Origin of the sequence: Streptomyces sp. TLI_146 (assembly GCF_002846415.1) — a bacterium.
Taxonomy (GTDB): domain Bacteria; phylum Actinomycetota; class Actinomycetes; order Streptomycetales; family Streptomycetaceae; genus Streptomyces.
Map to the genome: position 1 here is coordinate 825,717 of NZ_PJMX01000001.1, position 19,335 is coordinate 845,051.

Genomic DNA, 19,335 nt, shown 5'->3' on the forward strand with positions numbered 1-19,335 from the left:
CGTACCCGAGAGATCCGAAAGGGAGTCGGTTCAGGCAGCGCGACGACAGATGGCGCTCGCGACACGGACCAGGTCGACGTGGCGGCGCTCCACAAGCGTGACCGTCGGGTCACCGGGCAGCTGCATGAGCCAGGAGCCTCGCCGAGGGCCTGTATACCTGTCAACGAAAGGGCCCGCCTGTTAACAAGGGCTTCGCACTCCGGGCACCGCAACGGGCACAGAGTCGAGAGTCGTTGAGCCTCGCCGCGGGGACCCGGGCCGCGGCGAGGAGGTGCGTTCCGGCAACGCTCAGCTTCCGGTGAGGGTAATGGCCAGGTCCGTGATGTTCAGGGGGAACTGGCCCACGGAGGTGGCTTCACCGGTGAGGAGGTTGATGTTGTAGAGCGACGGCATGTTCGAGCCGTACGGAGTGAGTGAGGCGAAGGCGATGTTCGAGGTCGTCTTGCCGTTGGTGAGGTTGCTGAAGATGTCCAGGCCCGCGTTGGGACCGGCGTCGATGGTGAGGGATCCGGTCGGGGACAGGGTGCCGTTGTTGGCCGGTGCCTGGATGACGACGTGGTCCGCTTTGGTGTCGATGTCGAACAGCGTTGCCGCGGTGGCCCCGTTGAGGTCGTTGTTCGTGTAGGCGGCCGCGGTGACTCCCCTGGCCGGGCCGGTGGCCGGAGGGGTGGTCAGGATGGTGTCCTCGACCGTGGTGTGGTCGTAGAGGTTGTGCCGCAGGTTCTGACCGTTGTCGCTGATCAGGCGCAGCCGGTCGGCCGCCGGATTGAAGTCGATGTCGAAGTTGGTTCCGTACAGCGCGACCTGAAGCTGGGAGACCTTGGTGACGACCACGTCCGAGGTGGCCGGAGGGGTCTTGATCGTGTAGATGCCGCCCTGGTCGCCGACTCCGTACATCAGGCCGTCCTGGGGCCGGTAGTCGATCCCGATCAGCTTCTGGTCGCCGACGAGGCCGGTGACGGCTCTGACCCAGTCGAGCACGGTGGGCCGGTCGGTGGTGAAGGTGGCCATCAGGGTGCCGTCGCCGGTGATCCCGAACGCCCGCAGGCCGGCGGCGGCGCCCGAGGCGCTGCTCGGCATGCTCAGCGTGAGCGTGGTGGATACGGACACGACCGCGACGGCCGCGGCGATTCCCCGTCTGACCCCGGTGCTGACTCTTGTTTTCATTCCTGCCTTCACTGGTGTCTCCCTTCAGTTGGAGCTCAAGCCCGCACATGGCGGGCGTACGCATGCGAAAAGGGGAAGTGCTTCAAAGAGTGATTCGCCGACTGATTCGCGGAGTGCGGTATGGGCGATCTCCGCGACGCTTCCCCGTGCGGGGTTATGTGGTTCCCATTAAGCCCACGCCGCCACGGGCCTACAAGCAGATAGGGCGTCAAGAACGTCACCTCACGGGAAGTTTGCGCCCTTTGACAAACCCGTCGCCGATACACCCGTCATCGATTTACGCGGAGTGATGAACGTCGTCCGGTTTTCGACTGCCGAAGGTTCACCGCGACGGACATGCTCCCGTCCATGGGGAGTCTCTTCGCGGAGCTGGCCCGGCAGGCGTCTGCCAACGCGCGCCGGGAGGTCGAGGCGTACGTACGCGAGATTCCGGAGCTCGGGCTCCTGGACGCGTCCCCCCGGGACAGGGCCGAGACGCTGGAGTACGCGCTGTGGCTCCGGCGCCGCACGAACGAACTCGCCCCGAGCAGCGGCATGTTGACCGAGGACGACCTCGCCTACATCGCCTCGATGGGCGAGACACGGGCCGATGCGGGAATGTCGCTGGAGTCACGGCAGCAGGTTCTGCGACTGCATACCGCACTCATGCTGCGCGAGATCAACGAGGCGACCGATGCCCAGCGCGGCGGCGGTGTCGACGAACTCATGCAGATGATGGGCTGGTTCGCCCCGCAGGGCGTGCGCGGCATCGGCGCCTACTGCCAGGGCTTCGTGAGGGTGCTGCGCCGCCGTCTGCCGTACGTCGAGCAGGTCGCTCTGCTGGCCAGGTCGTTGCTGACCGCGGACCCCATGGCGGCGGAACTCGCTCTGGCCGTGGGCATGGAGCTGCCCGAGCACTGCGCGGTGACGGTGATCCGGGTGCCGGACCGCCTCGGCGGCGATCGTGACCTGGAAGGCGAGATCGAGGCACTGGTGAAGACGCACCAGGTGCCGGTCGTTTGGTGCCCGCAAGGCGCAGGTAAGGGCGGTGAGCTGATCGCGTTGGTACCCGTGGTGCCCGGCACCGCCGAGCCCGTACGGCGGCACGCCGCACCCGACCACCTCGTGTCCGACCGCGTCTCCGATCTCGTACGGGACTTCGCCGAGGCCCTCGGCCGCCCCTGTGCCGCCGGCACCGCCACCGCACCGGCGTCCGAGCTCGCCGACGCGCTCGACCGGGCCCGGCGGATCAGCCGGGCGGCCCCGCTGCGGCGGGCGTCCGCGCGGCTGCGGCCGCACACCCTGGCGGACGTCTTCGTCGAACTCGCCGTCGCGGACGTACCGTTCGCCGACGACTGGCTCCAGACGGTGGCCCGGCGCCTGGCCTCCGGCCCGGACCTCCTGGTCACGCTGGACGCTTACTACGGCTACGACATGAGCCGCGGGCCCGCGGCGGCGGCACTGAACGTCCACCCGCGTACCCTGGACTACCGCCTGCGCCGGGTACAGGAGCTCACCGGCATCGACCCGGGCTCGACACACGGCGTGCGGATCCTCAGCTCAGTCGTCGCGCGACGCCTGTCGGGAGCATGGCGCTGAACCGGACGCGCGCCCCCGGGAACCAGGAGAACTTCCGTGCCACGGAGGCGCACTCGGCCGGTCGCTCCGGCTCGGTGCGCCCGCCAGGAGCCGCCGGCGCACCGGTCACGGGCTGTCAGTTTTGCAAATCCGCCAGCTTCCTCTTGGCTTCGGCGTCGGCCGCACGCCGACGCCTTCGTCCCGTCAGCCGAGCTTCTTCACCTGCGCGTCGATCACAGCCTTCGGCTGCTCCGCCTTGCCGGCGAGGCTCTGGGCGTAGAAGGTGGCGAGCGTGGAGCCCTTGCGGACGGCCACCAGGTGGGCCGTGCCGGTCTCGCCGTCCAGGTCCGCGGTGAGGGTGAAGGCGACCGCCTCGTCACCCGCGGTGTAGGAGGCCGGGGCAACCTTGGTGAAGGAGGTCTTGTCGCCTCCGGCGATCAGGGCGAAGCCGCCCGCGCAGTCCGTGCCCGCCTTCTTCAGGGCCGCCAGGGCATCGGCCGCACCCTGGCCGTTGTAGGAGGCCACGGTGTCGGCGGTGATCGTGGCACCCAGGGCGTTGAGGCCGGCCTTCGCCTTCTCCTCGGCCGAAGCGTTCGCGCCCGGCGCCTTGGGCACGGCCATGACCTTGCGGGTGGCGGTCGCACCGGGCTTACCGGCACCGCGCAGCGCCATCACGTCGACCAGCGGCGTGCACGCGGCCTTGTCGGTGGTGACGGTCTTGGCCGTGGCGAAGTCCGCCTCGGTGGCCTTGGTGACCTTGTGGTCCTTCAGGTCGGCCTCGGCCAGTACGAGGTTGTCCACCTCGGCCTGCGACAGGGCCTTGCCCGCCGGGGCCGCGGACGTGCTCGCCGAGGTCTTGCCCTTCGGCTCGTCCTTGGCCGCCTTCCCGTCCGAGCCGCAGGCGCTGACGAGCAGGGCCAGCGAGAGGGTGGAGACGGTGACAGCGGTACGGCGGACGGTGGTGCGGCGCATGATGGGATCAGCTCTCTCTGGATCAGGGGACGACGACGCCTGCACACGGGCCCACCATGCCGTGGACCTGCGGAAACGTCGTGTGCAGATCAATTTATGCGCCGTCGCATCAGGGAAGGCCGCCCCGGTGGGCCGGCGCCCCCGATCGTGATGACGGCGCAACCTCACCTGCATCCGATCGAGATGGAGATCCGTACAACCTTCCCGCCTGCTGCCACGGGCACCGCCAAGGAGCGGGCCGACGCACATGTCCCGCGCCCCAACGAATGCGGCGCGGGACAAAGAGCGAGGGTAAGGGACCGACTGCCGCCGCCCGGGCTCGGGGCGGACCAACGGCGTTACGGGAAGGGTGTGATCGGTACCCCGACGACGACCGGGACCGTTTCCGTGTGGCCGTTGGCGTCCAGGGCGTCCGTCAGGCCGTTGTCTGCGGTTGGTCGCCGAGGGAGATCAGCAAAGTGCGCAGGAGCCGCTCGAGTTGTGTGCGCTCGGTGGGGGCCAGCCCGCCCAGGAGGCGTTCCTCGTTGGCCAAGTGGTGTTGCACGAGGACCTCGATGGCGCGGATGCCCGCGTCCGTCAGGGAGATGAGGACGCGGCGCCGGTGAGTGGGGTCGAGCTCGCGGTCGACGAGGTCCTTGTCGACGAGCCGGTCGATGCGGTTGGTGAGCGCCGCCGAGCTGACCATCGCGGCCGTACTGAGCTCTCCCGCGCTGACGGTGTACGGCGGGCCCGAGCGGTAGAGCGTCGCGAGGACGTCGAACTCCCACGGCTCGACGCCGTACTGCGCGAAGTGCTCTTTCAAGGCCCGCTCAAGCAGGCGGGAGGCACGCGACAAGCGGCCGATGACGGCCATCGGCGAGCAGTCGAGGTCGGGCCGGACCTCCTGCCACTGCCGGATGATCGCGTCCACGCCGTCGCCGGGTGGGGTTGCCGCCATGTGTCCTCCCTTGGGGCTTGCCGCCTCGCGCCGACGGCACGCCGAACCGATTTCACCCCGAGCTTAACACTTCGACGTCGAAGTGTTTGACGTCAGCCAGACCCCGTGGTTAATATTTCGACATCGAAATTTTCGACCTGGCGTCCAGCAGGGCGCTCGGCTTCCGCGAAAGGTGATCCCCGTGAAGGTCCTTCTCATCGGCGCCTCCGGCTACATCGGCTCCGCAGTCTCCGCGCACCTGGCCGACGCCGGTCACCAAGTGGTCGCGCTGGTACGCGCCGACCGCCCGGACGCCGGACACGAGCAGCGCGTCGGAGATTTGACCGACCCCGCCTCCCTCACCCGCGCCGTCACCTCCGACATCGACGCCGTCATCAACCTCGCGCCCCCGACCGGCGACGCCGCGGTGGACGCCGCGGCGATCACCGCGCTGACCGACCCGCTGCGCGGCACCGGGCGCGCGTTCGTCTACGCGAGCGGCGTATGGGTCCTCGGCGCCACCGGCCCGGCCGCCGCCGACGAGAACGCCCCGGTCAACCCGCTGCCGATCGTCGGATACCGCCCGGCCATCGAGCGCCAGGTCCTCGACACCGCCGACGCCGGTGTGCGGGCGACGGTGATCCGCCCCGGCATCGTGCACGGAAACGGCGGCGGTATACCCGCGCTGCTCGTCGACCTCGCCCGCAAGCACGGGGCCCCGAGGTATGTCGGTGCGGAGGCCGTGCACTGGCCGATGGTGCACGTCGACGACCTGGCCGACCTGTTCGTCGCCACCGTCGAGAAGGCGCCCGCCGGCAGCCTGTGGCACGGTGTCTCCGAATCCGCGGTCCCGGTACGCGACCTGGCGGCAGCGGCCGGAGCGGCGGCCGGGGTCGACGGCGAGCCGCAGTCGTGGCCCCTGGAGGACGCCCGCGCGGAGCTCGGCGCACCGTTCGCCGACGCGCTCGCCCTCGACCAGACCGTCAGCGGGGACGCGGCGCGTGAAGGCCTCGGCTGGTTGCCTCGGCACGCGGGAGCGCTCGCCGATGTACGCGAGGTCTCGTACCCGCGGGTGGACACGGACGGCATCGAGGTGTTCGGTGCGGCCGACGGGCAGCAGGCCGACGTCGAGGCCATCGTCCGCTTCGTGGCAGGCGTCCAGTACGCGCAGCAGAACGAGCTCGTCGACGCGTTCATGAGCAACTTCCGCAAGCAGCACCCGGTGTGGACGACCGCACACGGCAAGCGGCTGTCCGGCTGGGACGAGATCGACGGCTTCACGCGCCAGGTGCTGCCCGGCGCGATGAAGGAGTCGACGGCCACCTACGAGGTCGTGCGGATCCTGTTCGTCCGCCCGGACGTCGCCGCGGTCAACGTCCGCCAGCGGCCGGTCACCCTCGACGGGCAGCCCATCGGGGACCAGCCGGAAGGCCGCCCGATGTACGTCCTCGCCAAGGACAACGGCCGCTGGCGGATCGCGGCCGCGCAGAACACCCGGGTCCTCACCGGCTGACGCGCCGGGCGCCCGCCCCTCGCGGCTCGACTCCGACGGCACCCCGTCGGAGTCGGCCCGGCCCATCCGGCCGGAACCTGTTCTGTAACGAAGAGCACCCGGCGGGACATCGTGGTTCTCGTCCGCGCCGGGCGACACCTCGGCCCGGGTCCCCCTCGGAGGCACCCGCGCGGGAGGGCTCAGACGCGGCTCCTGGCCGCGGCCAGCGCCTCCTTGACCTCCCGCGCCACACGGGCCGCGTCCTCCGGGTTGTTCACCACGTCGGTGTGGTTCATGTCGACGACGAGGACGTCGCTGGCCGAGTAGTGCCGGTGCACCCAGTCGTCGTAGCCGGACCACAGAGTGCGGTAGTACTCGACCAGCGCGTCGTCCTGCTCGAAATCGCGGCCCCGCAGCCCGATGCGGTGCAGCACCGTCTCGAAGTCCGCCTTCAGGTAGACCATGAGGTCGGGTGCCTTGCGGTACGGCAGGCCGTCGATCTCACGCATCATCTCGGCGAGCAGTCCCTCGTACACCCCCATCTCGAGGGAGCTGATCCGGCCCAGATCGTGGTTGACCTTGGCGAAATACCAGTCCTCGTAGATGGACCGGTCCAGGACGTTGTCGCCCTGCTTGTACGCCTCCTTGATCGAGGCGAACCGCGTCTGCAGGAAGTACAGCTGGAGCAGGAACGGGTAGCGCTTCGCCTGGATCTCCTCGGGGCTCGCCGTGTAGAACAGCGGAAGGATCGGATTGTCGTCCACGCTCTCGTAGAAGACCGTGCTCCCCAGCTCCTTGGCGAGCACCTCGGCCACGCTCGTCTTGCCGATCCCGATCATGCCTCCGACGCAGATCACTGCCATACCTCACTTCTCCCCGGGGTCATCTGTGCGCGGGCGGGAGGCCCACATCGCCGAGACGCATGCCAACGGGGTCACCCACTCCCCCACGGCCTTCGTGCTCAGCATCATGTGGTCCTCGTCCAGGCCAGAGCCCCGGCGCAAGCCGGGGCTCTGGAACAGCCGGACCGGCCGTTGCGCACCTGCCGCGACGCGCCCACCCTGTCGCGGCCACCCTGAAGAATAAACGGCCACGCGCCCCCCACCTGCCAGAGCGCCACCGCCCGCCCCATCGGCACGGCTCGGATCAGCAGAACCCGTCGTAGCCGAAGGACCTCACCCCCGAGGGCGCGACGGGCCGACGGCCCGGCCTCACTTCAGGTGCCGGGTGAAGAACCGGGCCGCGGCGTCTCCCGCGAACTGGGGGACGCCGGTGTGGCCGCCCATGTTGGCGTGCAGCGTCTTCTCCTTCGAACCGAAGGCGTCGAACAGGTCCAGGGCCGCCTGCCGGTCGTTGCCCTCGTCGTCCCACTGCAAAAGGACGTGCAGCGGAACGGTGACCTGTCGGGCCTCCTCGAACATGACGCGAGGCACGAGGCTCCCGGCGAACAGAACGGCGGCCGAGACGCGCGGCTCGACCGCTGCCAGCCGGGTCCCGATGGAGATCACTCCCCCCGAGTACCCGACCGGGCCGCCGATCTCGGGCAGCGGCAGGAGGGCGTCCAGAGCGGTCTGCCACTCCGGGACCGCCTGGTCGACCAGCGGGAGGACGAGCCGGTCCACGATCTCCTCGCCGACCGGCCCGCCGGCCTCCATCGCCCGGCGCAGGTCGGCCCGGGCCTCTTCGGCGGCGGCCCAGCGGGGCCGCTCCCCGCTTCCGGGGAGCTCGATGGTGGCCGCGGCGAAGCCGTCCGCCGCGGCCTGCCGGGCCCGGGCCACCAGCCGGGAGTACATCTTGTGCAGGCCGAGCGGGGGGTGGCCGAGCAGGATCAGCGGCACCGGTGCGGACGCGGACGCCGATGCGGGCGTCCACAGGATGCCGGGGATCTCGCCGAGGGTGAATCCGCGCTCGAGGACGCCGTCGTCGAGACGCTGTTCAGAAGTGAAGTGCATGGTCGTGCCTTTCGGGAGTGCACAGAACGGCGCTCCCGGACGACCTATCGCCCGACCGTGACCCTGGAGGGGAGCACCCATGTCGATACTGCGTTCACGGGTACCACCTCCTCGTTCTCTCGCACGGCCTCCGGAAAGGTAGCAGCGGCCTCCGTGGCCCGCCAACGGGTTTTCGCGGAGGCTCCGCACGGCCGCCCTCGGTCGGGCGTCAGCCGGTGGATGCGACGCGGGCCATCTGCTGGTCGGCCAGGGCACGCTGGGCGCGGAAGTTCTCGCGGTAGGCGTCGTGCACCGCCGCGTCGTCGTACTTGAGCAGCGCCTCGTCGTTCGTCGTCAACGCGCTCTTCGTGTACGGGTGGCTGCCAGTGAAGACGATCTTCTGGTCGGCCTTGCCGAGGTATGTCCCGTCGATCAGAAGGAACTTGGAGTGCGTCGCCATCGCGTTGCTCGTCTTCGGGTCGCCGTCGCCGTCGTCCGCGTCGTCCAGTCGGTGCAGGGCGATCCCGCCGAACCTGGTCGGCTTGGACAGTTGGTCGGCGATCGCCGTACCGCCCCCTTCCACGTCGAGGTAGCGGTAGACGATGTCGACGTAGCAGCCCGCGTCGTCGAGCTCCCACAGCTTCTGGGCGACCTCGGGCCGGGTGATCTGGTGCATCGCGACCCGGATGACGGTGCGGCCGTCCTCGGTGCCGTGGCCCGGGGAGTTCCCGTAGCAGGCGGGCTGCCCGTTCACCGGGTTGTCGACGGTGTTGAGGATGTTGAGGATCGGGTCGGAGGCGGCCCGGGGAAAGAAGTACGCCTTCGCGTTGCCCGCCGGATACTCCGTCGGGTAGTCGGCGACCTGCGCCTTCGTCCCGGCCTGGGCGGCCGCGAGGTCGTTGAAGTAGCCGGTGTACGCGGTGTACAGCGCGGTGTTGCCGACCACGGTCAGCGCGTCGTTGAAGGCGTGCTGCCGGTCCCACGGGGTCTGGTTGGCGGACGTCTGTACGACCACGTCGTCGACCGGGACCGTGCCGGTGCCGCTGCCGGTGGTGCGGGAGAAGAGCACGAACTTGTTGTGGTTGACGCCGTGGAAGGAGTCGCCCGGGTTCGGGTCCTTGGCAAGGCACGCCTGGTTCGCCGCGCACACCCGCACCCATGAAGTGCCGGAGCCCGTCGCGGGCTTGAGGCCTTCGACGAGCTTCGGGTACGTGACCTTGCCCGCCCAGTGCAGCAGGCTCTCGTTGTCCAGGACGACCTGGACGTTCACGCCGCGCTGGTGCGCCGCGGTCAGCCGGGCCGCGAGGTAGTCCGAACCGAGCACGTACATCGACATCTTGATGTCCGAGCCCTTCTGGGCCCCGTCGACGAGCCGGGCTATGTGGCCGAACACCGCGTCCTGGGCGGCCGTGTCCCCCGTCGGGTCGTTGAACACCGCGCCGGTGGTGACGAGCGGCACCGGAGCGGCAGCGGCGGGGGCGGGAGCGGCCGCGAACAGGCCGGACGCCCCCAGCGCCAGGGCGAGCAGAGATCGGGTCTTCTTCATGGCGCACACTGTAACCAGCCGTATACCCAAGCCCGGGCACCCCCATCTTGCCCGGAACAGCAGGTCAACGCCCCGTCGCGGGTTGCGGGGTGGGCTCACATGCGGTGTGCCCACCCGCCCCGCTGCGCTTGCTTCGGCCGCGGGGCAGGGCTGCGTTCCGAAGGGGCGATCAGGCGACGCGCTTGAGCGTCCAGGCGTTGTTGTTGAAGCCGGAGTTCGGGAAGGCGACGCAGGAGCCGCTGTAGTACGAGGCCGTCTGGACCCAGCCGGCGGGGTAGTACGCGGATCCGCAGGCCTGGACGACGGTGCCTATGGGCAGGCCGGTGAGCTGCTTGATCTGCTTGATGTTCGGCGCGAAGTTCTGGCCGCCGCAGGCGTTGCTGTAACCCCAGTTGACGTCGACGTACCCAGCCGGCGTGGCGGTGCTCGCGCAGGTGGTCGTCACGTCGCCCGGAGCCGCCTGGGCGGGTGCGGCCGTGAGGGCGAACACCGCGGCAGCACCGGCGAGGGCGATGGTGGTGGTGCGCAGACGGGTCATAGGGGGCTCCTTGGATCGGGAAGCGACCGACACGAAATCGACACACTGTTTTTACGGTCTGCCCACAATCTTCAACAGTCGGTTTCCGGCCTCAAAGATCACGCCAACACACCTGGACATGGACGAGGAGCGGGCGAAGCCGCTACGGGGTGAGTCACGGCCCGCCGACCGCGACACAGGGAGCGCAATCGCGTTGATCAACACTGGCTCCACGGCACCGAATCCAGGCAAAATGGCTGGATGACATCTACCTTCATGGTTCCGGGCGCCAACATTCAGGTGGCCGCCTCCGTCGTACGTACCGAACTCGCCTGGAAGACGGCGGACGGCGGCCCCGACGCCGACGCCTCCGCGCTGCTGCTCACTCAGGACGGACGGGTCCGTGACGACAACGACCTCGTGTTCTACAACCAGCCGCGCCATGCGTCCGGCGCCGTACGGCACTTGGGCAAGCGCGACGACGCGGACGCTGTCACGGACACGGTCGAGGTGGATCTCACCGCGTTGGAACCGGATGTCGCGCGAGTCTCCCTGTGCGCGTCTGCCGACGGCGGAACGTTCGGTGAGCTCAGGGAGCTGCGGATGCGGCTGCTGGACGTCGGGACCGGTGCGGAAATCGCCCGCTTCGACATGGCGGCGACGACCGAAACCGCGTTCATCGGCGGGGAGCTCTACCGCCGCGGCGAGGAATGGAAGTTCCGGGCCGTGGGGCAGGGATACGCATCCGGGCTGGCCGGACTGGCGACGGACTTCGGCATATCGGTGGCCGAAGAGCCGGAACCCGAGCCGGCGGTGACCTCCAGACCGGCGTCCATACCGTCGCAGGCGGAGCCGCGAGGCGAGGAGAGTCTCCCCGTCGACATGCGCAAGCGTCTGGATCTGCGCAAGCAGCAGGTTGCCGTATGCCTCACCAAGCACGGTGCGCAGGGCGCCAGAGCACGAGTGGTGCTGGTCCTCGACGCCTCAGGATCGATGACCTCTCTCTACAGCGACGGCGTGGTCGCCGATGTGGTGGAGCGGATGGCCGCGGTGGCCGCCCAACTGGAGGACGACGGCACACTGCAGGTCTGGGCGTTCGCCACGGAATCGACCCCGCTGCCCGACCTGCGGATCAGTGAACTGCCCGACTGGCTCCAGGCCCACGTTCCGTCCGGGCAGGGCCCGCGGTACCACCGGCTCGTGAAGTACCGGGGATTCTTCGGCCGCAAGGGCCGCGAGGAGTTGCAGGACATCGGGTGGCAGAACGACGAGCAGAAGGCCATCGCCCAAGTCCGCGCCCACGTCCGGGAGAACCCGGCAGCGGTGCCCACCCTGGTGCTCTTCTTCTCCGACGGCGGGGTGTACAAGGACGCGCAGATCGAGCGGGAGTTGCGCGAGGCCGCCAAGGAGCCGATCTTCTGGCAGTTCGTGGGGCTGGGGCAATCCAACTACGGCGTGCTGGAACGATTCGACACACTGACGGGCCGTCACGTCGACAACACCGGCTTCTTCGCGGTCGACGACATCGCGCAGCTCTCCGACGAGGAGCTGTACGACCGGCTGCTGTCGCAGTTCCCCTCCTGGCTAACGGCAGCCCGCGCGGCGGGCGTTCTGCCCGCGTAGCCGGTGAGGACTCTGACCCGAACGTGGGAGGAGTCCCATCCAGGTCGCGTATCGCCGGCACCCTTGAAGTGCCTTCCCTGTCCGGCCGCTGATCCGCCGCCCACCGGTGTGGGTCGGCGGATCAAGCCGGGAGGGGAGCAGGGTTGACTGCGCCGAGACCGTTCAGGGCTTGGCGCGGGTCAGGTTGCAGCTCCCTTCCGTGCACGACCGGCGCAGCCGCCCGGCCGAGACGGTCTCCACGAGGCCGATCGCCCAGCACATCGGGCAGCCGCGCAGCGCGATCAGGCCGACCGGGGCGAGCAGCAGGCTCGCCAGGCCCACGACCGGCAGCAGGGCCAGGGATCCGGCGAGCGCGCCGAAACCGACGGCGCCGCGGGCCAGATGGCGCGGGACGGTGCCGCTGGCGAAACCGCCGCGCGTCGGCGCGGCGCGTACATCGGCGGAACCGGGCGCGGCGGTGCGTGTCATCGTGATCGAGTCGTGCGTCATCGTCGGTTCTCCTCGTCGCGGACCGATTCGCCGCCCAGCGCCTCGCGTACCGCCGAACGGGCCCGGTGCAGGCGGGACTTCATCGCGGCGGTGCTCAGCCCGAGCCGGTCGGCGACCGTGCGGCCGGGCAGGCCCTGGATGTCTCGCATGACCAGCACCTGCCGCTGGTCGTCGGGCAGAGCGGCGACGGCGGCCGCGACGCGTTCGGCCTCCAGGCGCAGCAGTACGTCCTCCTCCGCGGATCTCGTGGCGCCGCCGAACGCGTCGAACCGGCCCGACGCACCGAGTTGGTCGGGCTCCTCGGCCGGTCCGCGGCGGAGCAGTGCGCGGCTGCGGCGCAGGCACTCGTTGCGGACGATACGGAACATCCACGATGCCAGCGCCCCGGAGGCGCGCAGCATGCCGATCTTGCGGTAGAGGATGATCAGCGCTTCCTGGGCGGCATCCTCGGCGTCCTGGGGTGTGGAACACAGTGTGTGCGCGAAGCGGTGTACGTGCGGGTAGGAGCCGTCCACGAGTGCGGTGAGGGCTTCGACGTCGCCGCGTTGCGCCGCGGCGACCATGCTCCCGCCGGGCCAGATGTGCTCAGCCACGCTGACGCCTCCGGCGGCGCAGCAGCGTGACGGTGCACGCGCACAGCAGCAGCGCGGCGGCCGCGGCGGCGATGACGACGGTGGTCATGAGGTCCTCCTGGTGGAGTGCGGGGCGGACACGGTCGTCCGCTCGCCCATAAGAGACGCGGCGCGCACGAAAGGATTCACCCCTGTCCACGGGCGACCGTGGCCGGCGGCGGGGGTCAGCTGACCCCCGCCGCCAGTGTGACGTCGACACCCCGCCCGAGCGGTCAGGTCGGGTCAGCGGACCTGGATCGTGATGTACGAGATGTTCTGCCGGTACGGCGCCGCACACGAGGCCTTCGAGGTCTGGTACCACTGCACCCACGAACCGTAGAACGTGTACCTCTCCCCGTTGACACCATCCAGGCAGGTGATCACCACACGCTGTTGACCAGGTCCGTAGTGGCAGGTGGAACTCGCAGTGGCGTGGTCCAGCTTCGTCGACTGGCAGCCGTGCGGGGCAGCGCTCGCCGGGGTGGCGAGCGCGACAGGCGCCGCGACGGACACCCCTGCGAGGAGCAGCGGTGCGGTGAGCAGAAGGGGCGTTTTCTTGCGGCGGCGCATGGGATTCCCTCCGGTCGGTTCCTTTCACGGTGACGCATGTCACTTCAGGCTAGAAGGCAAGAGCGGTCGCATGAGGCGCCAAGTGCCCGATGGCTCAAAGTAGACCTTCTTCCGCAACCCCCGTGACCGCCAGGACCGCCCGCCGGGCCGGCCCCGTGTCGCCGGACATCAACACGCCGTGTCGTACGGGTACCGGCACGGCTCGCCGTCCTCGTCGTGGGCGAGGCCGACGAGTGTGGAGTAGCGCTGGGTGGCGCGGTATTCGCTGGGGGACATCCCGGTGGCCGTGCGGAAGGCGCGGGAGAAGCCGTCGGGTTGGGGGTAGCCCCAACGTGCCGCGATGGCGTGGATCGTGAGGTGCTGCAGGGCCGGGTCGGCCAGGTCTTTGCGGCAGCGGTCGAGTCGTTGCTGTCGGATGAGGGCCCTGGGTGTGGTGCCGTTGTCCTGGAAGACGCGGTGCAGGTACCGCAGGGACAGGTGGTGGGCCGCGGCGATGGTTTCCGGCCCCAGGGCGGGGTCCGGCAGATGCTCGGCGATGAAAGCACTCATCCGCAGGAACAGCGCCCGCTGACCGGACGCCCCGGATACGGCAGGGCCGCCGGATGAAGCGTCGTGGTCGAGATGGTGCGCCAGTACCGTCGACAGCAGATCGAGCGCGGTCGACTCCAGACGGCTGGCGTCCTGCGGTGTGTACTGGGCGTACTCGTCGGCAAGTCCGGTCAGGAACTGGCCGAACAGTCGGCCGACGCCCTGTGTCCATGGCAGGGACAGCCCGTACAGCCGGGTGAACTGCTCGCGCGGGAGGCGCAGCAGCTTCTTCGGGAACTGGAAGATGAGATGCCTGGCGGGGTTGTCACCGGCGCGGATCTCGATGGGCTGGGAGCTGTCGCCGAAGCCCATCTCTCCACGTGTGAGCAGGGTCCGCTGCCGGCACTGCTCGATGCCCACCGCTCCTGACGTGGCAAGGATGACCCGGAGCATCTCCGGGTCGGACTGCCGTACGTGCCGGGGTGTCCGTTGCGCGATCACGGAGGCGTAGGAGGAGACGACGGAGACCTGCCCGGCGCCCAGGGGCATCATCTCGATCCGCGCTTTGAAGGTTCCCGCCTTGAGAGAGGTGACGCGCTGGGGCACCTGCGCCATGGCCATGGCCCCGGCCCACGCACCCGGCCGCTCGCTGACGGGAAACTCGGCGGTGTCGACGACTGTTGAACGCATCCCTACCTCACACACTCTGGCAACAGTGATCCAAAACAGCCAGCAAAGTGCAGACCGGTCGAGGACCGACAGAGCGTTCCACGCCAACAACCATGCGCTGGGAGCCAACGACGTCCTCAAACCCCCCGGCCAGAATGAGGTGTCTTCGTAAAGACAGCGGTCCCTCCCCCACGACCGGGTCACCGCGCCCAGCCGACTGCTCCAGGGCGCTGCCCGGATCCGCCCGCCTCATGCCCCGGAACGCCAACCCCCCACGTGTTGAGGAAGGTCGTCCATGACAGACGTGCTGCGCGCGCCCAATGCGGCGCCCCAGCGGGACAGGAAATGGCTGCCCGCGACCCGTCCCACCCGGCTGCCCTCACTGACCGGACTGCGGTTCCCCGCCGCGCTCCTGGTCTTCGTCAGCCATGCCGCCGCGAACGTCCCCCAGGTGCGCATGGTCCAGGACAACAGCCTGGCCATGGACCTCAGCAAGGCCACAGAAAACGCCGGTCCGCTGGGCGTCGCCTTCTTCTTCGTGCTCAGCGGCTTCGTACTGACCTGGTCCGCCCGCCCCGACGACACCGCCCGGGCCTTCTGGCGCCGCCGGTTCGCCAAGATCTACCCGAACTACGTGGTCACCTGGGGCCTGGCGATGCTCCTCTTCGCCTCCGCCTACACCCCGACCCGGGTGGCGCTCGCCAACCTCTTCATGGTCCATACGTGGGTACCGGACCTCCAGTACCTTCTGAGCGTGAACATGGCGAGCTGGTCGCTGGGTTGCGAGCTCTTCTTCTACGCCTCGTTCCCGCTGCTGCACCGCCTGTTCCTGCGTATCGACCCGGCGCGCCTGAAGTACTGGATCGGCGGAGTGCTCGCGGCGATCATCCTCACGCCCCTGTTCGCCTACCAGATGGTGCCCGACTCGCCCGCGATCCAGTTCAGCCCCACGGCGTCGGCGGACGCCTCGGTGAAGCAGCTGTGGTTCGCGTACAACCTCCCGCCGGTGCGCCTGCTCGATTTCGCACTCGGCATGCTGGTGGCGCACGCGGTACTGAACGGCCGCTGGCGCAACATCGGCCTCGCCTGGTCGAGCCTGCTTCTGGCGGGCAGCTACTGGCTCGCCCAGGAGTCGGACATGCTCTACGCCCAGCGCGCCACCTCGATCATCCCGATCACCCTGCTGATCGCGGCGGCCGCGATGGCCGATGCCGAGGGTAAGTTCACCCTCTTCCGCACCCGCACCATGGTCTGGCTCGGCGAAATATCGTTCGCCTTCTATCTTCTGCACTCCATCGTGCTCATCTACGGGCGCAAAGTCCTGGGACACGACCTCTACTCGACACCCGTGGCCATGGCACTGACGGCCGGGCTGCTCGCGGTATGCGTCCTGACATCCTGGGCCTTGTACGCACTGGTCGAGCGGCCGATCACCCGCCGCTGGTCGACATCCCGGCGGGTCAGGGCCTTGTCGGCCTGAGCGGGTTCATCAGCGGGCGGTGCGAACAACGAGCCGGACTGCCTGCTGATGAACCGGTACTTGGCACTCACTCTCCGAACGCATCTGATACCAGGGCAAGTTGGACGAGCGGCTGGGTGGTGGGACGCGGCGAGCCGCCCTCCGGTTCATCGGTCACCGCCAAGGCCCTGCTCCCGACAGCCAGTCCGGTGACCACGACCGGCTGTTCGCCGTGCAGCAGTCCGGCCGAGCGCGGTGCCGTGTCCCGACCGGCCATCACCCACAGTTGCCGGACGCGTCCTTCGGGGGGTGCGCCGAGTCCGGACACGGTCACCACGGCGCGGTGCAGACCGGGCGCGGTGACCGCGCTGATACCGCGGCCGCGCCCGTCCCGCTCCGTACTGGTGCGCGCGTCGGGAGCCGCGAGCACCTCGCCGATCGACCGCGACCGGGCCCGTTCGGCATCGAGCCGGTCCTGGGTGCGGTGCAGCTGCACCCCGAGCAGCACGGCACCGATCAGCGCGAGCGCGGCGGTCCCGGCCGTGGCGAGTACCAGCGGGCGGCGCACGGCGGGCGTGCGCGGCGACGGCGCGGGCGACGGCCGCTCCTGCTCTGTCGCACGTACGTCCCTGAGCACCCGCTCCCGCAGCGCGTCCGGGGCCGGGCGCGCGGTGGCGCGGCCCAGGCGCTCGGTCCCGGCGGCGAGCTCGCGTACCTCCGCGGCGCAGGCGGCGCAGTGGGCCAGATGGCGTTCGAAACGGCGCAGCTCGCGCGGCTCCAGGGCGTTGAGGGCGTAAGGGGCCGCGAGGGAATGGACACGTCTGATCCTGCTCAGCGGGCTGAAGGGGCTCATACGGCGCTCTCCAGACATTCGCGCAGCCGCAGCAGACCGTCCCGCATCCGCGTCTTGACCGTGCCGAGCGGGACGGACAGCCGCTGGGCGACCTCCCGGTAGGTGTAGCCGTCGTAGTACGCGAGCGTGACCGACTGGCGCTGGAGGGCGGTGAGCCGGTCGAGGCAGCGGCGGACCCAGTCGCGTTCAAGACCGCTCTCCACCTCCTCGACGACCTGGTCGAAGGCGGGCACCTCGGAGCGCCGGGCGGCCTTCTCCTCCCGCTCGCCCGCCGCCCGCGCCGAACGCACCCGGTCCACGGCCCTGCGGTGCGCGAGGGTGAGCACCCAGGACAGGGCGGTGCCGCGCCCCGGGTCGAAACGGGCGGCGCAGCGCCACAGTTCGAGGAGCACCTCCTGGGCGACCTCCTCGGACTGGGCGGGATCCCGCAGCACCCGGCGCACCAGTCCGTAGACCGGCCCGGACACGAGGGAGTACAGCTCCTCGAACGCCTTCTGGTCCCCGCCGGCCACCAGGACCAGCAGCCTGTCGGCCTCCACCGGCTCCCCTCTCTCCGCGGGCGCCATTGTCCCGTCGCGGGTCCTTCGGAGCGAGAGGCGCACATGGATTGCCCGCGCCCCCAATCCGCTGCGAGCCGGGCTCCGAATGGCTTCTCGTCAAGCACTTCACCGCACGTACGAGAAGGACGGAAGCGATGACACCGAACACCAGGAAGAGGCCGGCACGCTCCATCGCCGTACTGGCCGCTGGTGCGCTGGCCGCCGGGGGGCTCGCGGCCGCCGCCATCCCCGCACTGCGGCCGGGGGCGGCCACCGCCTCCAGCCACCGGGAGGCCCCGCTGATCTCCGGGCAGCCCCAGTACGACAACACCGATGTGTACGCCTTCGTCAGCCCGGACCGGCCGGACACGACGACGCTCATCGCCAACTGGACCCCGTTCGAGGAACCGGCGGGCGGCCCCAACTTCTATCCGTTCGCCGACGACGCCCAGCACGACATCCACATCGACAGCGACGGAGACGGACAGGGCGACCTGCTGTACCGCTGGACGTTCAGGAACCACACCAAGAACGGCAACACGTTCCTCTACAACACGGGCCCGGTGACCTCCCTGGACGACCCCGACCTCAACTTCACCCAGACGTACGACATCGAACTGCTCAAGCTGAAGGACCAGAAGGTCGTCTCCACCACCAAGCTCGCGCAGGGCCTGCCGGTGGCGCCGTCCCACGTCGGCAAGGCGTCCATGCCGGACTACGGCGTGCTGCGCTCGCAGGCGGTGCGCCAACTGCCAGGCGGGACGACCGCGTTCGCGGGCCAGGCGGACGACCCGTTCTTCCTCGACCTGCGGGTCTTCGACCTGCTCTACGGCGGGAACCTGTCCGAGGTCGGCAAGGACACGCTCAAGGGCTACAACGTCAACACCATCGCCCTCCAGGTGCCGACCGCCCAGCTGCGGCAGTCGAAGCAGCAGCCGGTCATCGGAATCTGGTCGACGACCCAGCGCAAGAACGCCTCGGGCGGCTGGAGCCAGGTGTCCCGGCTCGGGATGCCGCTGGTCAACGAGGTCGTGGTACCGCTCAAGGACAAGGACAAGTTCAACGCGTCCGCGCCGTGGAACGACGCCGACTTCCTTCCGTACGTCACCCAGCCGGAACTGCCGGGGCTGATCGAGTCGATCTACAAGATCAAGGCTCCGGCGCAGCCGCGCAACGACCTGGTGTCGGCGTTCCTGACCGGGGTGAAGGACCTCAACCAGCCGCCGAACGTCCGCCCGGCGGAGATGATCCGGCTCAACACCGCCATAGCGCCGAGCAGCTCGCCCAAGCGACTGGGCGTCCTGGACGGCGACACGGCGGGCTACCCCAACGGCCGTCGGCTCACCGACGACGTGGTGGACATCTCGCTCCAGGTGGTGGAGGGCGAACTGACCGGCGCCAAGAACGACTTGGGCGACGCGGTCAACGCCAACGACGCGGCGTTCGGCAAGAGCTTCCCGTACGTGGCGCTGCCGGCCTCCGGTTCACGGGGCCCACTCACGCGCAAGGGCGGCCAGAACACCGCCGAGGGGAGCGACGGGACGCGCACGCAGCTCACCGGCGGGGCGCGCCCCAGTTCGTCCGGCGGCGGTGACGACACGCTCCTGATCGCCTCGGCGGCGGGCGGCGCGGCGGGCGCCGCGCTGATCGGCACGGGGCTCGTGTGGTGGCGGCTGCGGCGGCGGGAGGTCAGCGCGTAACGGTCGTCCAGTGGGAGCCCTGGCCGCGCCGGGGACGGCCCGGGCCCCACGTGCTGACCCGCCTCGCCGGTAGCCCTCGCGGTGGTCCCTGGCCCCGGCCGCACGGCGGAGTCCAGCCCCGGGCTCCGGCCGCACGGCGAAGTCCAGCTCCTGGCCCCGCCGTGCGGTCGGCCGCCTCCCGCGCCCCTGCGGGGCG

The 19,335-nt window shown here is 69.8% G+C and carries 19 protein-coding genes; 5 read left to right on the top strand and 14 right to left on the bottom strand.

Going from position 1 to position 19,335, the window contains the following annotated elements; genetic code table 11:
* Nucleotides 1-30 precede the first annotated feature (30 nt).
* Nucleotides 31-126, bottom strand: a complete 96-nt coding sequence (locus BX283_RS42395; RefSeq protein WP_373979107.1) for a putative leader peptide — start codon at nucleotides 124-126, stop codon at nucleotides 31-33.
* A 162-nt stretch (nucleotides 127-288) separates the two neighbouring features.
* The gene (locus BX283_RS03730; protein WP_257584233.1) at nucleotides 289-1,080 is read right to left on the bottom strand and encodes a DUF4394 domain-containing protein; all 792 of its coding nucleotides are present in this window, start codon (nucleotides 1,078-1,080) and stop codon (nucleotides 289-291) included.
* A gap of 435 nt (nucleotides 1,081-1,515) precedes the next feature.
* Between BX283_RS03730 and BX283_RS03735 the strand changes: the two genes are divergently transcribed.
* The gene (locus BX283_RS03735; RefSeq protein ID WP_101392108.1) at nucleotides 1,516-2,745 is read left to right on the top strand and encodes a CdaR family transcriptional regulator; all 1,230 of its coding nucleotides are present in this window, start codon (nucleotides 1,516-1,518) and stop codon (nucleotides 2,743-2,745) included.
* A gap of 183 nt (nucleotides 2,746-2,928) precedes the next feature.
* Here the strand turns inward: BX283_RS03735 and BX283_RS03740 are convergent, their stop codons facing one another.
* Nucleotides 2,929-3,696, bottom strand: a complete 768-nt coding sequence (locus tag BX283_RS03740) for a hypothetical protein (RefSeq protein WP_101386231.1) — start codon at nucleotides 3,694-3,696, stop codon at nucleotides 2,929-2,931.
* A gap of 415 nt (nucleotides 3,697-4,111) precedes the next feature.
* A complete protein-coding gene (locus BX283_RS03745; protein ID WP_101386232.1) occupies nucleotides 4,112-4,633 on the bottom strand; it encodes a MarR family winged helix-turn-helix transcriptional regulator in 522 nt (173 codons plus the stop codon).
* Between the two features lie 181 nt (nucleotides 4,634-4,814).
* Here BX283_RS03745 and BX283_RS03750 point away from each other — a divergent pair, with 181 nt between their 5' ends.
* On the top strand, nucleotides 4,815-6,125 hold the full coding sequence (locus BX283_RS03750; protein ID WP_180357035.1) for an SgcJ/EcaC family oxidoreductase: 1,311 nt from the start codon (nucleotides 4,815-4,817) through the stop codon (nucleotides 6,123-6,125).
* 179 nt (nucleotides 6,126-6,304) lie between these two features.
* On the opposite strand, the gene BX283_RS03755 is transcribed toward BX283_RS03750, so the two are convergent.
* The 4 genes from BX283_RS03755 to BX283_RS03770 all read right to left on the bottom strand — a co-directional run bounded on the left by BX283_RS03755 (nucleotide 6,305) and on the right by BX283_RS03770 (nucleotide 10,119).
* Nucleotides 6,305-6,967: a deoxynucleoside kinase gene (locus BX283_RS03755; protein ID WP_101386234.1), complete on the bottom strand. Its 663-nt coding sequence runs from the start codon at nucleotides 6,965-6,967 to the stop codon at nucleotides 6,305-6,307.
* Between the two features lie 348 nt (nucleotides 6,968-7,315).
* Nucleotides 7,316-8,056, bottom strand: a complete 741-nt coding sequence (locus tag BX283_RS03760) for an alpha/beta hydrolase (RefSeq protein WP_101386235.1) — start codon at nucleotides 8,054-8,056, stop codon at nucleotides 7,316-7,318.
* Nucleotides 8,057-8,264: 208 nt separating this feature from the next.
* A complete protein-coding gene (locus BX283_RS03765; RefSeq protein ID WP_101386236.1) occupies nucleotides 8,265-9,581 on the bottom strand; it encodes a phospholipase D-like domain-containing protein in 1,317 nt (438 codons plus the stop codon).
* 169 nt (nucleotides 9,582-9,750) lie between these two features.
* Nucleotides 9,751-10,119 carry a hypothetical protein gene (locus tag BX283_RS03770; protein WP_101386237.1) on the bottom strand — a complete coding sequence of 123 codons (369 nt, stop codon included), beginning with the start codon at nucleotides 10,117-10,119 and terminating at the stop codon, nucleotides 9,751-9,753.
* Between the two features lie 240 nt (nucleotides 10,120-10,359).
* Between BX283_RS03770 and BX283_RS03775 the strand changes: the two genes are divergently transcribed.
* Entirely contained in the window at nucleotides 10,360-11,721 is a 1,362-nt protein-coding gene (locus BX283_RS03775) for a VWA domain-containing protein (RefSeq protein WP_101386238.1), read from the top strand.
* A 162-nt stretch (nucleotides 11,722-11,883) separates the two neighbouring features.
* On the opposite strand, the gene BX283_RS03780 is transcribed toward BX283_RS03775, so the two are convergent.
* The 4 genes from BX283_RS03780 to BX283_RS03795 form a co-directional block, all read right to left on the bottom strand.
* Complete coding sequence (locus BX283_RS03780) at nucleotides 11,884-12,210, bottom strand: hypothetical protein (protein ID WP_306822775.1); 327 nt, start codon at nucleotides 12,208-12,210, stop codon at nucleotides 11,884-11,886.
* On the bottom strand, nucleotides 12,207-12,773 hold the full coding sequence (locus BX283_RS03785; protein WP_218976570.1) for an RNA polymerase sigma factor: 567 nt from the start codon (nucleotides 12,771-12,773) through the stop codon (nucleotides 12,207-12,209). The genes BX283_RS03780 and BX283_RS03785 overlap by 4 nt, the downstream gene beginning before the upstream one ends.
* A 291-nt stretch (nucleotides 12,774-13,064) precedes the next feature.
* Entirely contained in the window at nucleotides 13,065-13,391 is a 327-nt protein-coding gene (locus tag BX283_RS03790; RefSeq protein WP_101386240.1) for a hypothetical protein, read from the bottom strand.
* A gap of 168 nt (nucleotides 13,392-13,559) precedes the next feature.
* Nucleotides 13,560-14,609, bottom strand: a complete 1,050-nt coding sequence (locus BX283_RS03795) for a helix-turn-helix domain-containing protein (protein WP_101386241.1) — start codon at nucleotides 14,607-14,609, stop codon at nucleotides 13,560-13,562.
* A 274-nt stretch (nucleotides 14,610-14,883) separates the two neighbouring features.
* Here BX283_RS03795 and BX283_RS03800 point away from each other — a divergent pair, with 274 nt between their 5' ends.
* Entirely contained in the window at nucleotides 14,884-16,068 is a 1,185-nt protein-coding gene (locus tag BX283_RS03800) for an acyltransferase (protein ID WP_101386242.1), read from the top strand.
* A 67-nt stretch (nucleotides 16,069-16,135) separates the two neighbouring features.
* Here BX283_RS03800 and BX283_RS03805 read toward each other — a convergent pair whose 3' ends face one another.
* Both BX283_RS03805 and BX283_RS03810 read right to left on the bottom strand, forming a co-directional pair.
* Complete coding sequence (locus tag BX283_RS03805; protein ID WP_101386243.1) at nucleotides 16,136-16,900, bottom strand: anti-sigma factor; 765 nt, start codon at nucleotides 16,898-16,900, stop codon at nucleotides 16,136-16,138.
* Entirely contained in the window at nucleotides 16,897-17,466 is a 570-nt protein-coding gene (locus BX283_RS03810; protein ID WP_101386244.1) for a sigma-70 family RNA polymerase sigma factor, read from the bottom strand. The genes BX283_RS03805 and BX283_RS03810 overlap by 4 nt, the downstream gene beginning before the upstream one ends.
* Nucleotides 17,467-17,594: 128 nt before the next feature.
* Between BX283_RS03810 and BX283_RS03815 the strand changes: the two genes are divergently transcribed.
* Nucleotides 17,595-19,139 carry a DUF4331 domain-containing protein gene (locus BX283_RS03815; RefSeq protein ID WP_101386245.1) on the top strand — a complete coding sequence of 515 codons (1,545 nt, stop codon included), beginning with the start codon at nucleotides 17,595-17,597 and terminating at the stop codon, nucleotides 19,137-19,139.
* Nucleotides 19,140-19,335: the final 196 nt, after the last annotated feature.

What these genes read in the sequence shown, in the direction of transcription:
- BX283_RS03780 (WP_306822775.1), bottom strand. Translation starts at nt 12,210, where the DNA reads ATGACGCACGACTCGATCACGATGACACGCACCGCCGCGCCCGGTTCC.
- BX283_RS03790 (WP_101386240.1), bottom strand. Translation starts at nt 13,391, where the DNA reads ATGCGCCGCCGCAAGAAAACGCCCCTTCTGCTCACCGCACCGCTGCTC.
- BX283_RS03760 (WP_101386235.1), bottom strand. Translation starts at nt 8,056, where the DNA reads ATGCACTTCACTTCTGAACAGCGTCTCGACGACGGCGTCCTCGAGCGC.
- BX283_RS03745 (WP_101386232.1), bottom strand. Translation starts at nt 4,633, where the DNA reads ATGGCGGCAACCCCACCCGGCGACGGCGTGGACGCGATCATCCGGCAG.
- BX283_RS03800 (WP_101386242.1), top strand. Translation starts at nt 14,884, where the DNA reads ATGACAGACGTGCTGCGCGCGCCCAATGCGGCGCCCCAGCGGGACAGG.
- BX283_RS03810 (WP_101386244.1), bottom strand. Translation starts at nt 17,466, where the DNA reads ATGGCGCCCGCGGAGAGAGGGGAGCCGGTGGAGGCCGACAGGCTGCTG.
- BX283_RS03805 (WP_101386243.1), bottom strand. Translation starts at nt 16,900, where the DNA reads ATGAGCCCCTTCAGCCCGCTGAGCAGGATCAGACGTGTCCATTCCCTC.
- BX283_RS42395 (WP_373979107.1), bottom strand. Translation starts at nt 126, where the DNA reads ATGCAGCTGCCCGGTGACCCGACGGTCACGCTTGTGGAGCGCCGCCAC.
- BX283_RS03730 (WP_257584233.1), bottom strand. Translation starts at nt 1,080, where the DNA reads ATGCCGAGCAGCGCCTCGGGCGCCGCCGCCGGCCTGCGGGCGTTCGGG.
- BX283_RS03770 (WP_101386237.1), bottom strand. Translation starts at nt 10,119, where the DNA reads ATGACCCGTCTGCGCACCACCACCATCGCCCTCGCCGGTGCTGCCGCG.
- BX283_RS03775 (WP_101386238.1), top strand. Translation starts at nt 10,360, where the DNA reads ATGACATCTACCTTCATGGTTCCGGGCGCCAACATTCAGGTGGCCGCC.
- BX283_RS03765 (WP_101386236.1), bottom strand. Translation starts at nt 9,581, where the DNA reads ATGAAGAAGACCCGATCTCTGCTCGCCCTGGCGCTGGGGGCGTCCGGC.
- BX283_RS03815 (WP_101386245.1), top strand. Translation starts at nt 17,595, where the DNA reads ATGACACCGAACACCAGGAAGAGGCCGGCACGCTCCATCGCCGTACTG.
- BX283_RS03785 (WP_218976570.1), bottom strand. Translation starts at nt 12,773, where the DNA reads ATGGTCGCCGCGGCGCAACGCGGCGACGTCGAAGCCCTCACCGCACTC.
- BX283_RS03740 (WP_101386231.1), bottom strand. Translation starts at nt 3,696, where the DNA reads ATGCGCCGCACCACCGTCCGCCGTACCGCTGTCACCGTCTCCACCCTC.
- BX283_RS03735 (WP_101392108.1), top strand. Translation starts at nt 1,516, where the DNA reads ATGGGGAGTCTCTTCGCGGAGCTGGCCCGGCAGGCGTCTGCCAACGCG.
- BX283_RS03755 (WP_101386234.1), bottom strand. Translation starts at nt 6,967, where the DNA reads ATGGCAGTGATCTGCGTCGGAGGCATGATCGGGATCGGCAAGACGAGC.
- BX283_RS03795 (WP_101386241.1), bottom strand. Translation starts at nt 14,609, where the DNA reads ATGCGTTCAACAGTCGTCGACACCGCCGAGTTTCCCGTCAGCGAGCGG.